This window comes from Paenibacillus sp. 1-8 (genome assembly GCF_056316205.1).
Window position 1 is genome coordinate 1,891,160 of the sequence record NZ_CM149995.1, and the last position, 14,850, is coordinate 1,906,009.

Genomic DNA, 14,850 nt, shown 5'->3' on the forward strand with positions numbered 1-14,850 from the left:
CGGGCAAGAAAAACTGACTTTAATTTAAATGAAAATGTTTCTGCCACTCATTCAAGCCCTCTTCTATACGATAAGCTGTAAATCCTTCTTCTTGCAATTTTTGAGCTGCTAGCGCTGAATATGCACAAAGCGGACCTCTACAGTAAGCAATAATTTCTGCACCCTTTGGCAATTCGCGTAAAGATGCTTCTAGCTCTTCCATTGGTATCGAAATCGCTCCAGCAATATGCCCCATATCAAATTCTTCTTTAGGACGTAAATCCACAAGTAGTATGGAATCTGCATTGAGTTTTTGCATAACCTCATCCATTGTAAGAGTTTGAATGTCATCGAGGTTATTTGCGAAATCATCCTTCATTCTTCCAATATCAGGGAGTTGTTTTTCGCTGATTCGCCACAGAGACGCGAGAAAATCAATAATTTCAGGATCTGCCAGTGAGTAGATGACGTATGTTCCTTTTTTTGTAAATTTAACTAGCTTTGCATCCAGTAAAATTTGTAGGTGACGTGATACGTTTGCGACATTCATGTCCGTACAAGTAGCTAAGTTCTCAACAGTTTTAGATCCCTGTGATAACACATTCATAATTTCCAGACGCTTGTCACTAGACAAACATTTACCGATTCTAGCCAACTGTTTATAGAGATCTTCCTTAAATAACTTCGCAGAGTTCAATAATTCTTCCATGATTCTCAACCTCAATTCTCTTCTTATTTATTAACCCCTATGTTCAGGATAGGGTAATGAGTAATGTTAATCAATTGACTAATAGAATTTTATCATGTCCCTGATTGTAGTCAAGTGAAAATAATATAAATCGATAAATTTTATAGGAATAGTATTTATTTTGAGCATATGAACAAATTATCTACGTACTATTTAATGGAAATTTAATCATTTCTGAAAAGGAGCTAATGACGTGGAATAAATATGAGATTAATGAACACAAGAAAGGAAACCTTGATATATCAAAAAAAACTTGACTGATTTGAGGAATTGGATTATTATTCAATTTATAAATTGAATAATTAAATAAAGTTTTATTTGAGCATGCACAAATAAAACGAGGTCAATTTATTTTAAAGTAGAGTACAACATTGTCCCGCTAGCGTTAGTACATTGACAATAGTGGTCAATGCCTTTTAATTAACTACTAGTAGTTAATTAAAAGCAGTGATTCTTTGTAATTTAAGTCAATAGAAAGATGTAGAGCAAAACTCAAATGATGGGATTGCACAATTTCAAGTGGTAACGGAATGGAATGGTGGAACAAAGTCAGTCTAATGTCACTAAAATTTGTACTAACATTGTGGACTATGTCTTAACAAGAGGAGATTATTAAATGAAAACAATGGTTATAATTGGTGCTGGGCCTGGTCTTGGTTTCTCGCTGGCTAAGACTTTTGGAAAGCACGGATTCCGTATTGCTATGGTTTCAAGAACTCAGGAGAAGCTTGATCAATATGCGGAGCAGCTGAACAAGCTGGGAATTGAAGCTCAAGGATTTGCAGCTGATATTACCAACAAAACGCAGCTAACAAAGGCATTTGGACAAATTAGAAATACATTTGGCACAATAGATGTCTTGGAGTTTAGTCCCCATAATGGAAATACCTCTGTAACACCTGTTCTGGATACGACAGAAGAGAGCGTTACCGAAATCTTCAACAATGTGGTTATCGGAGCCATCAATTCTGCAAGACAAGTCATTCCAGAAATGACTGAACGAGGTCAAGGAGCACTTCTTTTTACAAGCGATCTTTCAGCAATGAGTCCCAGCCATATGTTCGGAAATTCAGGTATAGCCATGTCAGGATTGCGAAACTATATCCTTAATTTGCACGAGCGTTTGCAGTCTAAGGGGGTATATGTTGGCCATTTATCCATTAGTCCTTTGGTCAAAAAGGGTACAGGTTTTGATCCAGATCAGGTAGCGGAGGCTTGGTACAGTCTATATGAGAAAAAAACAGAGGCAGAAGAAACATTCCCTAAAGGGATAATGCAAATTTTGAATTAATTTCTCTTTAAATAAAACTTGGAGGTTTTTTTATGAATAATTCTCAATCTATTGCAGCTCTTTTTAAACCATTCGAAATGGGAAATCTCAAACTATCTAATCGTATTGTGATGGCACCTATGACTCGAAATTTTTCTCCAAATGGAGTGCCAGGGGAGAATGTCGCTGCGTATTATCGTCGTAGAGCTGAAAATGGCGTTGGACTTATTCTGACAGAAGGTACGTTTATCAACCATCCTGATGTTGCATCCGAGGTGCCAGCATGGCAGAAGGACGTACCACACATATACGGAGAAGAGGCGCTAAACGGTTGGTCAAAAGTAGTTGATGGAGTACATGAGGCCGGTGGAAAAATTTTCTCTCAATTGTGGCATATGGGTGCACGAGGCAACGCTAATGATTACTCAAAACAAGAAATTTCGGAATTGGTTGAGGCTTTCGCACAGGCAGCAGTCAATGCTAAAAAAGTTGGGTTTGATGGCATCGAGATTATGGCAGCCCATGGATTTTTAATTGATCAATTCTTCTGGGAAAAAACAAACTCGCGTACCGATGAATACGGTGGCGACATTGTCAAGCGTTCACGCTTTGCTAGTGAGGTTATCGCAGCTTGCCGACGTGCTGTTGGACCAGAATTTCCAATTGTGTTGCGAATCTCACAGTGGAAATATGAGGCCTATACAGTAAAATTAGTAGAAACTCCAGAACAACTAAAAGACTTCTTAGCGCCATTAGTTGATGCAGGCGTTGACATCTTCCATGCCTCTATTCGTCGCTTTTGGGAACCAGCTTTTGAAGGATCTGACTTGAATCTTTCAGGATGGATAAAAAAACTGACAGGGAAACCAACAATTACAGTTGGATCTGTCGGTCTTGACGCTGATTTTTTGGATTTCTTTGATAACGGGGAAAATGCGAATTGCAAATCAACCACGATAGGGGCTTTAGTCGAGAGATTGGAACGTGAAGAATTCGATTTGGTCGCAGTTGGGCGTGCATTATTGGCTGACCCTGACTGGGTAAGCAAAATCCGTGATGGACGAACAGAAGAATTGGTTCCGTTTACGCGTGACGCAATTGAAACATTGAATTAATGAGCTTAAACTATTGGATCAAGACTTGACAAAAAGGCAAAGTATGTATTATAATTCGATTGATTGATTGATTGATTGATTGATTGATTGATTGATTGAATATTTTTTGAGTAATCGATACGTTTTTAATTTCTCGTCATTTTTAACTAAGGAATGTTACTGACATGTCAAATTCAAACAATACACACTGAATATTACAAAACAAAAAAAAGGAGCGATTAATATGGCGACTGAAAAAATTAATATGAATACGATCTGGTACAAAGATGCAAAAGGTGATGGTCGAATTAAAAGTGACAATTTCCAGACTCAAATTGCTATTCCTGCTGCAAAAGGCGGCAGTGGACAGGGGACTGAACCACAACGGCTTCTTATGTCTTCAGCCGTGGCTTGTTATATAATGACATTAGCATACATGCTCGATCGAAAAAAAGTTCCCGTTTCAGGACTCTTTATGGATACTGAGGGAACCACAGCTAACGGAGATCAATTGGTGTTCACGCATCGTCCGCACATTGTGTTGACATCTGAAGCGTCGAAAGAGGATGTATCCATGGCAGAGGCCTTGATGCTGCAAGCTGAAAAAGATTGTCATGTTGGTCAACTTTTGATAAAAGCTGGTGTTTCCATAGGAGTCGAAGGCAAGGTTTCAATTGATTCCGGAGATGATTTGACAAGTAACTATATTGAAAAACATGGGTTGGAATGATAATTTAAATCCTTATTTATCTTCAAAGCTGAGATTGAACAATTTTTGCAGCGTGCAATCGAGGCTAAAGACACTCGCATAAGTTGTTCGCATGATGATCATGCGAATTGTGTCAATAGAAGTTCCAATCCCGGGTCGACATAGGTCCAGGTAGTATTATAAGTCCTTTGAAAGTCGCCATATTGGCGACTTTCTTGTTTGAATTTTAGAATCATTTGTCCCGGGCTTACCCAATTAGGCAAACTACTACACCATCAAAAAAGTCGGGCCTGCAGTTGAATAATAAAATTTGCCAAATAGATAGTTTACACTTATGATGAGACAACTTTGCAATACGAGATATATTATGAGTGGCTTGTCGAATAAAGGGAGAATACAGAATGTTATCAGATACATTAGACCTTGAAGAAAAAAAGAAAAAAACGCCAGTATCGATAATTGATTATGTGAAATCATCTGAGAAACAGCGTCAGTTACATACAAAAACGATGAGGATCGTCGTTTTTTCACAAATTTTTGGAGGAGCTGGTTTGGCTGCAGGTGTCACAGTAGGAGCATTACTTGCACAAGACATGCTTGGTACAGACGGCTATGCAGGGGTCCCAACTGCTCTATTCACCTTAGGTTCTGCAGGCGCTGCTCTTTTTGTAGGCCGCCTTTCCCAACGCTTGGGACGCCGGGCCGGACTGGCTACGGGATTCATGGCGGGCGGCCTGGGAGCTATTGGAGTCGTTCTCGCGGCGCTATTCAATAACATACCATTGCTCTTTCTTTCGTTGTTGATTTACGGAGCAGGCACGGCAACAAACTTGCAGGCACGTTATGCTGGTACGGATTTGGCATTGCCCACACATCGAGCAAAAGCGATAAGTATGGCTATGGTATCCACAACGTTTGGCGCCGTCGCTGGTCCAAATCTTGTGAATCTTACTGGAGAGGTAGCTACTTCCATAGGTGCACCTCCATTGTCAGGTCCTTTCATGCTGGCAGCCGTGGCGTATATTATAGCTGGCCTGATAATTTTCTTTTTCTTGCGGCCTGATCCGTTTATTGTTGCTAAGGCCATAGCTGATGTGCAGCACGCCAATGCAACCCCTAATAGTTTGGAACAGTCCCATGCTCAAGAAGACATGGTCAACAAAAAGGGTATCATTGTTGGCGCAGCGGTAATGGTACTAACCCAAATTGTGATGATTGCAATTATGACCATGACTCCCGTTCACATGCAGCACCATGGTTACGGATTGGGTGAGGTTGGCATTGTCATTGGCATCCATGTTGCTGCGATGTTTCTTCCTTCTCCAATCACCGGTATTCTCGTCGATAAATTCGGATATAAAATGATGTCGTACGCCTCCGGACTTACTTTGTTATTGTCAGGCTTGCTTGCTGCATTTGCACCAGATGATTCAATGGTAATGCTTATTCTTGCCCTTGCGTTTCTTGGGTTGGGCTGGAATTTTGGTTTGATTAGCGGGACGGCAGCTATAGTGGATGCAACACCTCAACGAGTTCGTGCGAAGACGCAAGGCGCGGTAGATGTTTTGATTGCCTTGGCGGGAGCCTCCGGAGGTGTGCTATCTGGTATGGTTGTGGCACAATCCAGCTTTTCTACACTCTCTTTGATTGGATCTTTCCTAGCATTACTTCTTATTCCAGTCGTAGTCTGGTCACGGAAGAAAAACGATTGATGCGATCATTTCTTTTTAAAAGCATATGTTCTTGAATCAGAAAGTCGAGGAATTGTGTGGAATGGGTAATGGAAACAAATAATTGAGATAAACAGGTCGAATATGTCTGCAAACAAGTCGTCAAGTTGGCGGCTTGTTTGTTTTTGTGGTCCTTGAAAAATTAGTAGCTTAGTGCGAATTTCTTTTATGCGTGGTTGAGCATAGCAGGGGAAAAGTGCACAAGCCATTGCTCAGGAACTGGGCAGGCATCATGCGCCATTAGTCGGGACCGCGGGAGCTGTAGCACTTGGTTTGACAATCCGTCATATAAAAAAACTGAGATATACAAGTGTAGCTATATCTCAGTTTCCATGTACTTTTTTTGTTAGTCTATATTAGTTAAAATTATATTAAATCACGAACTTTATAGGCTAAAGCCGGGAAGATAGGAAGAAACTCTTTTTTCCAAGAATCAGTATTTAAGTTCAAACCAATAACGTCAACAAAATTATTAATATCATCTGCCGCAGTTTGACTAACTTCAGAAGCCCCCACTAATTTATTCGTTTTATCGAAAATAAGTGTTAATTTTGCATTATAATCGTTTGTACCTGTATAAAAGAAATCTGGAGTTAAATCATGTGTAATGACATTATAATCAGGATTATTTAATGCTTCATCAACATTCATGCCTGCTTGTGCAATCTGCGGAAACGTAAATGATGCGGTACCTATTATTGGATATTTAATAGGTACAGGGTTATTGCTTTCTAAATTCTCACTCAGATACTCTCCTTCAAAATGAGCAGTTGTTGTCAGTTTAGGTGCAATACGAGGATCTTTACTTACCACATCTCCCGCAGCATAAACCCCTTTTACATTTGTTTCTAGAAATTCATTAACCAATATTCCCCCGCGGTCATATTCTATCCCTGCATTTTTTAAGTTCAATCGCTCTATGTTCGGAATTCTTCCACTAGCATCTACAACAAGATCAGTATCAACAATTAATCCTTGAGCAGTTTTAACGCTATAGTAAGAATCGACTTTTACAACCTCGCTTACTGATTGGTTAACGTGAAATATAATACCTTGCGCTTTCATCTCAGAAACAACGTCTTTAACATGTGCTGAATAAAACGGCTGTAGTGGTCTATCTCCATACTCAATAATTTCTACATGTGACCCAGCAGCATTAAGTATTGTAGCTAATTCCATGCTAACAAAACCACCACCAATAAAAGTAACTCGTTTAGGTAAATGTTCCATTGATAAAACATCAGTACTGCTATATGTTAATTCTTTACCCTTAATTGGCAATTTATTTGGTTTTTGACCTGTAGCAATAATTATTTTAGATCCATAGTATTGTTCATCATTAATCATCAAAGTATGCTCATTTACAAAAGAAGCTGTCCCATTAATGGTGTCCGCATTATTATTTTGCATACCTTTTTCTGCATTTTGTGGATAAGGGGCAAATGTTTCTTTTTTATATTTCATTAATTGTTGCCAATCGATTTCGGCTGCCACCGAAATCCCTTTATTGAGAAGTTGACGAGCCGTTAGTACTGTTTTCACTGCCCCTTCAAGAAATATTTTAGGTTCGCACCCATAGTTTGGACAAATCCCGCCGAATCTGTCGTTTTCAACAACTAGTATTTTTTTATTTGAATTTTTCAATCCAATAGCCATTTTATAGGCAACAGGGCCACTTCCTATAATGATGTAGTCATATTTTTTAATATCCATTTTATTCTTCCCTCTTTCTTTCCATTTTAATTTCTGGATCTCTGTGGGAATCGAACCCACCAGAGACCTAAAACGCCTCCCGCTTGGTTTTGAAAACCAGGGGGACACCAAGTACCCGGCTTAAAAAGTATCTTGCTTCATTAAATTATTTTTATCCAACAATGAAAAAAAGGGCCTAAGGAATTATTATCGGACTAATTTAAAACTGCTTATGCAGAATAAATTAACAACAAAATACAGATTGAAATATTTGAAATATTCCCAATTACTTATGTTAATCAGAGATTTTACTCCGTCGAATTTCGAACACCCACCTCAGCTTGTTCCCAAGCTCAAACGGATAAATGGATAATCGGCTTCACTATAACGCTTGCTCAACGATTTTTTAAATTCATTTACAGCACCTTCTGTTACTCGAAACATGTTCTCTCACCTCCTTCATGTAATTCAATATACACTAAAATAATCAATTGTTCAATTGAATTATTAAGAAATTGATGCCAGGTAAACCAATTAGAGAAAAGCAGTCAGATACTACAACAGCACGATACCATTTTAGGAGACTTGAACTTAATGCAGACATCCGAAGTGATATTGTTATTTTTGGAAGGTCACTACGAGGTGGTGCAGATTACTTTTAGCCTGAGCTGTTTCCTTATGAAAAGCTGCTCGAATTGTATTGGCCGCAAACAGACCCTACCGACGGGGAAGGTCAATTTCAGGACCGAGGCACACAGTATAAAACCGCTATTTTTTATCATACGGAGCAGCAACGGGATGCTGCGCAACAGTCCAAGGAGCAGTTGGCACAAAGCGGACGTTTTGACAAGCCCATCGTGACGGAAATTCTTCCGGCCTCCATATTTTATCCGGCAGAGGATTACCATCAGGATTATCGCAAAAAGAATGTGAAGCATTACAAGGAAGACCGCGCCCAATCGGGCCGTGATGAGTTTATACATCAGAACTGGTAAGCAGGTTTAGCATACGTTTTGCGTACGTAGGGCAGATCGGGGATGACCTCTTGGATCTGCCCATACATATTTAGGCGACGTTACTCACACAATGAAGGGACAGAGAAGGAGGCTGACCTGTAATGAGTAAACGAACGAAACTTCACCTGAGAAATATCATAAAGAAGGCTATACAGGCTACTCGCAGCCGTAAAGAGCCGACCTGTGCATATGTGGTTTGCCAAAATCCGAGAATGAAAAAAAACTTAGCCGCGTGTATTGTGGTAGGTCTTGTTTTTACGGTATGCGGGAATGTCTGGAGCATGGATGTAGCAAACGCTACGGGTAAGCAGGATCAGCATCAAAAGATGGTAGCCGTCATTATCGACGACCTAGGCAACAACATGAAAGGGACAGAGCAAATTTTAAATTTGCCGGTTAAAATCACGGTTGCGGTGATGCCGTTTCTGCCCTCCACCAAGCAGGATGCCATAGAAGCTCACAAGCGAGGTCATGACGTCATTGTGCATCTACCAATGGAGCCAAAGCAGGGAAGGCCTGAATGGCTTGGGCCTGGAGCGATTAAGGCGAATATGTCGGATGAAGAAGTACGTGCCAAGGTGACAGCAGCCATTAAGGAGGTCCCTTTTGCGATAGGTATGAACAATCACATGGGCTCCAAGGTTACCTCAGACAAACGCATTATGTCCATCGTTCTCGATGTTTGCAAGGAGTATGGACTATTTTTTGTCGACAGCCGTACGAACTGTTGGTCAGTAGTGCCTAAGCTTGCTGTTGAAAAGGGAATGCCACCAGTGCGCAATGACATTTTTCTGGATGATGCCCATACACTCGCCCATGTGAATCGGCAATTAACCAAGGTGGCTGAATGGGTGGACGAGCACGATACCTGTGTAACCATTGGTCACGTTGGTGTGGCTGGCATGCACACGTTCTCGGCACTTCATTCATCGGTTCCTGCGCTAAAGGATCACGCCAAGTTTGTGGGCATTAGTGATTTGGTGCGTTCCGTATGGGGATGGAAGGGAGCTCCTGCCACCCAAACTACCATACCGTCAAATGAGCAATAATGCCTTCGGCTATCGCTTCTGCGACGTTTTTTTGACCGCGATCCCCGGAAAGAATGGCTCTGTCCTGTTCATTGCTGATAAATCCGGTTTCCACGATTACTGCGGGATGCTGGATTTTATTCAGAAGATAGAAGGGTTTTCCGTAAACCGTTTCTCTGTTCATGCAGAATAAGCGGTTTAATGAATGTTGAATCCGCTCTGCCAACAGATAGCTGCTGCCTTCATCCTGATACAAAACAATCGGTCCCCGTTTTTCGGCACGTTTGGTCCAATTCACATGCAGGCTTACAACCAAAGCAGTAGGTAACTGTTCGGTAAGGCTTTTACGCTGAGCCAGGTCTTTCAGGTGCCGTGATTTGGAATTCAGCCAACGGTTATCGTCGCTTAGAGCATAGTCCTTGTCCCTGTTTAAGACCGCGGGATAGCCCTGCGAGCGCAAAATCAGGTACAGCTTTTGACCTATTGCGAGATTGATGTCTTTTTCCAGAAGCCCTTTATCGCTCGTTCCACCGTCCACGCCTCCATGACCGACGTCTATAAGCACAACGGGTTTGGCAAAAGCGTGATACGACGAATGTACGTTGAATTGGCTTTCTGTGTTCTTGTTCGGATAGATGCTATTTTCGCCGGGCTGGGCGCTTGCATAGGCAAAGGGTGTAAATACAGCACTGCAAAGGACACTTAAACTTAATCCCAGTCCAGTTAACCATTTGATGTATAGCTTTTCTTTTCGCACGTCCCATTCCTCCAGTAGAGGGATTGTTCTTTTCTGAAAACCAACCATAAACAAGCAGCATAGCTTTAAGATAGTATGTTCCATTTAAGGAAAGCCATGCATAGTTATTCCCGCAGGGTTAGACTTTTTGGAAAATGAGCAAGCTAAGCTTATCTGCATCCAATGTGTGAATTTAATGGTTTTCCTGCAATGCGAACAAAATGTCAGGGATGCAGATTGAAGGAGGTCGCGGAGGATGGCCAAGAGTGATGAATTGGTGACGTACATTACGCAGCGAATTGTTCGGTATATGGAAACGCCGCGCGATGTGCGCCGTAGCCGCAAACGATCCAGAGAGCCATGGGTATACAAATGGTTCGGAATGCTGCCGCTCGCTCTGAATATGTGGATTAAATCTGCACGCAAAGGGCGAAAGGATCGGCATTAAACTCGCCAAAGAGACCACAAGAGGCATACGGAATGCCGTTTGAGGTCTCTTTTTGTGTTATAGAAATGTTCAAGAATGATTTCGTAATTTATGACTAAGAATGGATACGATAAAATTCACCGCTAGATAACAGCCGATCCAGCGGCACAAAGCGGGAAAGCCCGGTGCGGCAAGTTGCCGCATACATAATAGGATGAGACAGATCAGGCGAAGGGTTCCAGGATTGATATCCGTTAATAGCCAAAGGGCCGCCAAAGGCAAAATTTATGCTGGTCGCAGAAAATACGATACGTGATGATTCATTCAGTGTGCTAGTAAACTGCTGTACGTTATGAATGGAAAGCTTTTGTTTGGGTAGAAGCCAGCTAAGATCGTCATAGGGATCAAAAGGCTCAGCCGAAAGGGTAATCGCCTGTGCCCCTGCTTTCAGAGAGAGAGCAGAAGAAGAAGAATTTGTGCTGCTGTGGAGCTTGTTTTTCCAGCTTCCATTGGCTACCTCCGCAGGCAATGGATCACCCGTAAAAGCGTCGATGCATACTTCGCTGCCCGTGGAGGAACGCACTCGCCAGTAGGCTAATAGCGGTTCCTCATACATGGGAGTAATTTGCAGCTTGTCGATGGATGAAAGGTCGGTTTCTGTGAGGGATTTAAGGGATTGGCGGAGTAAATTCATACTGTACGGCCCGCCCAGTCCGTTTCCGTATTCATTAAGCTGATAAGCGCCGTTATGATCTGCCCCGATAATCAGGTAGCCAATGTATTCACCTCCACGATTCACCTGCACGAGCCAGCTATGGGTTCCGGGTCCGAGGGGATGGTAGCTAAGCTCGGCATCTTTCCACTGGGCAAATGGAGGCTGTGCTGATAGCGACTGCACCGTATCGGAGGAAACCCGCTTTACGTCCGTTGGTACCCCTTGCTCCTGAGCAGGAGGACTTGCGGAAGAGTTACCCGGAGAAAGGGAAGGGCTTACAGGAGCCGCCTCGGTTTGCCCCTGCTTTTCAGCTTGGCTTTGGTTCGTGGGTTCCGCTGGGGAAACCAATGAACTTGCTTCGTAAGGGGGTGACGGGTTTGCGATGTGATCCTGGGTGGCTAAGGGGGCCGCTTGAATGGAAGCAAACGGACAGACTGCGGACAGACCGATCAGAACAGCCGCAATCATACCAACGCTATAGTGTCCGGAATTTTTTTTCAATGGAATCCACCTTTCTGACGGCATAATGCACCGATGGAAGCTTTTTTATCCAGCATATAGCTTGTCCGATAAAAAGACTGCTACACCTTGTCGGCACATCTGTCCTGACCGGGTTCGTTTTTTGCTGTCGATAAGTAGCGGCAGGCTTGGCAAAGCTTGTCGGTACAGCAATAAACCCGATATAGTCTGAAGCACGATGTTAAAAGCTGACGATACCTCTGCAACTAGCCTGCGAAGGAGCGTGAGATATCGGTTACCGCAGATGAAATATCCCGCAGTTAATGGCGGATACAAGCACCTTCGGTTCATATTGCCATACCATTTCTTTGCGGCGGGCCTGATGCTGCTCTTGAACGGCTTCTTTTTTTTCCTCTTCTTCTTTTTGCTCCTTGACCAAATCATCGTAATAGTGATCAATAACCTCCAATTCCTCGCGCAGCCGTTCTCTGGCCTGCTCAGCCCACTCGTAATCCTGCTGGCTTAGCTGAACATTGAGAAAGTTTTCCAGCGAGGTGGAGGCCTCCGGAACAGATAACTTTGCAGGCTGCACATGCATATTGCCTGCCAGCAGCGGGCTGAGCTGCCTGGATTCGAGCATGCTGCCAAAATCGGGTACAATCGTGCCGCTTTTGAGCGAAATCCCGAGCCAATGCAGCTCTTCCCGCTTCAAATCACAGGCAAATTCGATCTTGTAACAAACGCCTAGCCAGGCTTCATACACTGCGGGAGAACGGGCGGATAATTGACGAGCATTGGGCTGCTCGAACAAATTGACATATTTCCCTCCATCCCGTGCAGCTTCAAAAATTTGATGCAGCCGACGACTCCCATAGCGAAGCTCTTCCTGCAAAATACGTCCGGGCCCCAGCTGCGGTAACGGCGGAACATGACCGAAGTAACGGCCCATGACTTGATCTTGCGCCGGACTGCCGGACGCTGGAGCTTGTTGTGGTCTTTGTCCCGGTTGGGCTTGTGACGTGGGGAGAGACGTATTCTTTGTGGGCGACGTATTGTCTATCGAACTCTCCTGTGCCGTCCGGTAGGCTTCCCCATCGAAAATAAAGGTGAACGACATCGTTTGCGCAGGAACACCAGTGCGCTCCACATAGCCCCAGTAGTAGGGGCGGTTCGTTAGAGCTTTATCCGCTTCGGGAGAAAGCTTGACGGTCACATGGTTGGGCGACCTCTCGATCACGCTGCATCCGGTGGCTTCCAGATACGTGAGGACAAAGCGCTGTACCTGCTGTGAATTCATGGTCATATCAGCGGCCTCCTTTCGCGCTGCGTCGGGCTTTGGCTGGAGGGACAGCGCTGCCTGACAAGCCTAGCAAAGCAGCGGTGCTTTGGCTTGTTCCCGTCAGACGCCCGTTGTTGATCTGATCTGTCTCGGATGATATATCGGTTGGCGTATCCGAAGTAGATGGACTTTCTGTGCGAATCTGTTTCATTTCCTGTTTGATCGAATCCAGCGAATGACCCAGCTTTTGCATTTTTTGGCGTATTTCATCATCACTGCTGGATTCAAGCATGATTCTATACAGGCTCTTTTCAATGGATTCCTTCTTTTCAAACCGTTCCAGAATGACGTCCAGCCCGCCTATAACCATTTCGAACATATTGATTTTTTCATGCAGCAGGTGGAGGATATGCTCTTCAATCGTTCCGGTAGTGGACAGGTTGAAAATATTAACATCATGCGTCTGTCCCAATCGATGCACACGTCCAATCCGTTGTTCCACACGCATGGGGTTCCACGGCAGGTCAAAGTTAATCATATGGTGGCAAAATTGCAGGTTAATGCCCTCGCCGCCCGCCTCCGTGGCAATCATCACCTGAATGCGTCCGCGGAACAGATCCATCATCCAGTCCTTGCGTCCCCGGTTCATGCCGCCCCGATAAGGAACAGCGGATAGTCCCCGGTCACGAAAATAGTTCAGCAAATACTCCTGTGTAGCCCGGTATTCGGTAAAAATGATCACTTTTTCGTTCATTTGACGAATGAGTTCAAGCGCTTTTTCCGCCTTGGAATTGGCTTTAATCGCTTTGATGTGCGCGACCAATTCCCAGACGCGATCACGTAAGGGAGAGTCGGGCGCCATCTTTTTAGACAAATTGACAAGCGTTACGAATACCGCATCCCGGCTACTGCACACTTCCCGCTGAAGGGTAACAAGAGACAGCATACTGCTCAAATTTCCGCCATTCGCCTGATATTGATCCTTGACAAAGGAAGTGACTCCATCGTATAGCGCTTGTTCTTCCGGCGAAAGCTCCAAGTGAATGTTGGAAACATTTCGTTTGGTGAATTGGACCGGCCCTTCGCCGCGACGGTTGCGGATCATGACTTTGGACAGCTCATCCTTGAGCTGATCCTCATTTTTAGGTAGACGTTTATCCACAACGAAGTTGGCTGAAAAATCCCCGTGTCGTCCTAACTGACCGGGCTTGAGCAATGTAATGAGATTGAACAGTTCGGACAGATCATTTTGGACAGGGGTAGCGGTCAGGAGCAAACAATATTTTTTTCGCAGCTTCATAATAAACTGGTAGTTGGATGTTTTTTTATTTTTCAGCTTGTGGGCTTCGTCGATAATGAGCAAATCATAATCGGTGTCCAGCAGGATGTTGCTGTGTGGTTCCCGCTTGGCTGTATCCATAGAGGCCACGACGATCTCGGACGACCAGGAATATGCTTTTTTCTGAGCGACAGCCGAAATACCAAATTTGCTGTTCAGCTCACGAACCCATTGAAGCACCAGGGAAGCGGGGACAAGAATAAGCACTTTAGCGGCAAGCCCGCGAACCAGATATTCTTTTAGAATCATTCCAGCTTCGATCGTCTTACCCAAGCCGACTTCATCAGCGAGGATGGCGCGACCGGACATTTCAAACAATACCTTACGGGCCGTATCCAGCTGATGGGGCAGCGGAGTGAGGTCTTGCAAATGCTTCAGACATTGAAGCTCATCAAAGCTGGGGACCAGCTTGGCCTTTTCCGCCTCAATCGCCAACTGATATAGACCCCAATCTCCCCAAGGTCCTCCTTTGCGGAGGCGTTGGTCCAGCTCATCCTGCCAGCTACGGTCAAATTGCACCGAAACAGGCAGTGGTGTCTGATTTTGTGATTGTGGGGAACTTGTCGATTTGGCTTTCATGATGAATTCCCTCCCTCCTAGTAATGGCGCAGATGAAGCTCTTGGTTCTG

At 43.8% G+C, this 14,850-nt stretch carries 12 protein-coding genes, 1 tRNA gene and 1 pseudogene; 7 read left to right on the top strand and 7 right to left on the bottom strand.

The window, feature by feature from the left end; genetic code table 11:
* Positions 1-19: 19 nt before the first annotated feature.
* Positions 20-688, bottom strand: a complete 669-nt coding sequence (locus AC0WRU_RS08850; protein ID WP_025683157.1) for an ArsR/SmtB family transcription factor — start codon at positions 686-688, stop codon at positions 20-22.
* A gap of 655 nt (positions 689-1,343) precedes the next feature.
* Here AC0WRU_RS08850 and AC0WRU_RS08855 point away from each other — a divergent pair.
* From AC0WRU_RS08855 to AC0WRU_RS08870, 4 genes are all read left to right on the top strand, one after another.
* The gene (locus tag AC0WRU_RS08855) at positions 1,344-2,018 is read left to right on the top strand and encodes an SDR family NAD(P)-dependent oxidoreductase (protein ID WP_025683158.1); all 675 of its coding nucleotides are present in this window, start codon (positions 1,344-1,346) and stop codon (positions 2,016-2,018) included.
* Between the two features lie 32 nt (positions 2,019-2,050).
* Positions 2,051-3,112 carry an NADH:flavin oxidoreductase gene (locus AC0WRU_RS08860; protein ID WP_476128005.1) on the top strand — a complete coding sequence of 354 codons (1,062 nt, stop codon included), beginning with the start codon at positions 2,051-2,053 and terminating at the stop codon, positions 3,110-3,112.
* A gap of 223 nt (positions 3,113-3,335) precedes the next feature.
* Positions 3,336-3,821, top strand: a complete 486-nt coding sequence (locus tag AC0WRU_RS08865; protein WP_476128006.1) for an OsmC family protein — start codon at positions 3,336-3,338, stop codon at positions 3,819-3,821.
* Between the two features lie 380 nt (positions 3,822-4,201).
* Positions 4,202-5,512, top strand: coding sequence for an MFS transporter (locus AC0WRU_RS08870; protein ID WP_476128007.1), 1,311 nt, complete (start codon positions 4,202-4,204; stop codon positions 5,510-5,512).
* 384 nt (positions 5,513-5,896) lie between these two features.
* On the opposite strand, the gene AC0WRU_RS08875 is transcribed toward AC0WRU_RS08870, so the two are convergent.
* Together AC0WRU_RS08875 and AC0WRU_RS08880 are read right to left on the bottom strand one after the other, a co-directional pair.
* Positions 5,897-7,243 carry a dihydrolipoyl dehydrogenase family protein gene (locus AC0WRU_RS08875; protein WP_476128008.1) on the bottom strand — a complete coding sequence of 449 codons (1,347 nt, stop codon included), beginning with the start codon at positions 7,241-7,243 and terminating at the stop codon, positions 5,897-5,899.
* Between the two features lie 34 nt (positions 7,244-7,277).
* Positions 7,278-7,361, bottom strand: a tRNA-Sec gene (locus AC0WRU_RS08880).
* Positions 7,362-7,849: 488 nt separating this feature from the next.
* On the opposite strand from AC0WRU_RS08880, the pseudogene msrA reads away from it, so the two are divergent.
* Both msrA and AC0WRU_RS08890 read left to right on the top strand, forming a co-directional pair.
* Positions 7,850-8,217: pseudogene (msrA, locus tag AC0WRU_RS08885) on the top strand (peptide-methionine (S)-S-oxide reductase MsrA); the annotation flags it as partial.
* A 122-nt stretch (positions 8,218-8,339) separates the two neighbouring features.
* Entirely contained in the window at positions 8,340-9,287 is a 948-nt protein-coding gene (locus tag AC0WRU_RS08890) for a divergent polysaccharide deacetylase family protein (RefSeq protein WP_476128009.1), read from the top strand.
* On the opposite strand, the gene AC0WRU_RS08895 is transcribed toward AC0WRU_RS08890, so the two are convergent.
* Positions 9,262-10,023: an N-acetylmuramoyl-L-alanine amidase gene (locus AC0WRU_RS08895; RefSeq protein ID WP_476128010.1), complete on the bottom strand. Its 762-nt coding sequence runs from the start codon at positions 10,021-10,023 to the stop codon at positions 9,262-9,264. The genes AC0WRU_RS08890 and AC0WRU_RS08895 overlap by 26 nt on opposite strands.
* Positions 10,024-10,258: 235 nt before the next feature.
* On the opposite strand from AC0WRU_RS08895, the gene AC0WRU_RS08900 reads away from it, so the two are divergent.
* Positions 10,259-10,450: a YqzE family protein gene (locus AC0WRU_RS08900; protein WP_476128011.1), complete on the top strand. Its 192-nt coding sequence runs from the start codon at positions 10,259-10,261 to the stop codon at positions 10,448-10,450.
* A 94-nt stretch (positions 10,451-10,544) separates the two neighbouring features.
* Here the strand turns inward: AC0WRU_RS08900 and AC0WRU_RS08905 are convergent, their stop codons facing one another.
* The 3 genes from AC0WRU_RS08905 to AC0WRU_RS08915 all read right to left on the bottom strand — a co-directional run bounded on the left by AC0WRU_RS08905 (position 10,545) and on the right by AC0WRU_RS08915 (position 14,800).
* Entirely contained in the window at positions 10,545-11,645 is a 1,101-nt protein-coding gene (locus tag AC0WRU_RS08905; RefSeq protein WP_476128012.1) for a hypothetical protein, read from the bottom strand.
* A 253-nt stretch (positions 11,646-11,898) separates the two neighbouring features.
* Positions 11,899-12,906 carry a YqhG family protein gene (locus tag AC0WRU_RS08910; RefSeq protein WP_476128013.1) on the bottom strand — a complete coding sequence of 336 codons (1,008 nt, stop codon included), beginning with the start codon at positions 12,904-12,906 and terminating at the stop codon, positions 11,899-11,901.
* Between the two features lies 1 nt (position 12,907).
* Positions 12,908-14,800, bottom strand: coding sequence for a DEAD/DEAH box helicase (locus tag AC0WRU_RS08915; RefSeq protein WP_476128014.1), 1,893 nt, complete (start codon positions 14,798-14,800; stop codon positions 12,908-12,910).
* Between the last annotated feature and the right edge of the window lie 50 nt (positions 14,801-14,850).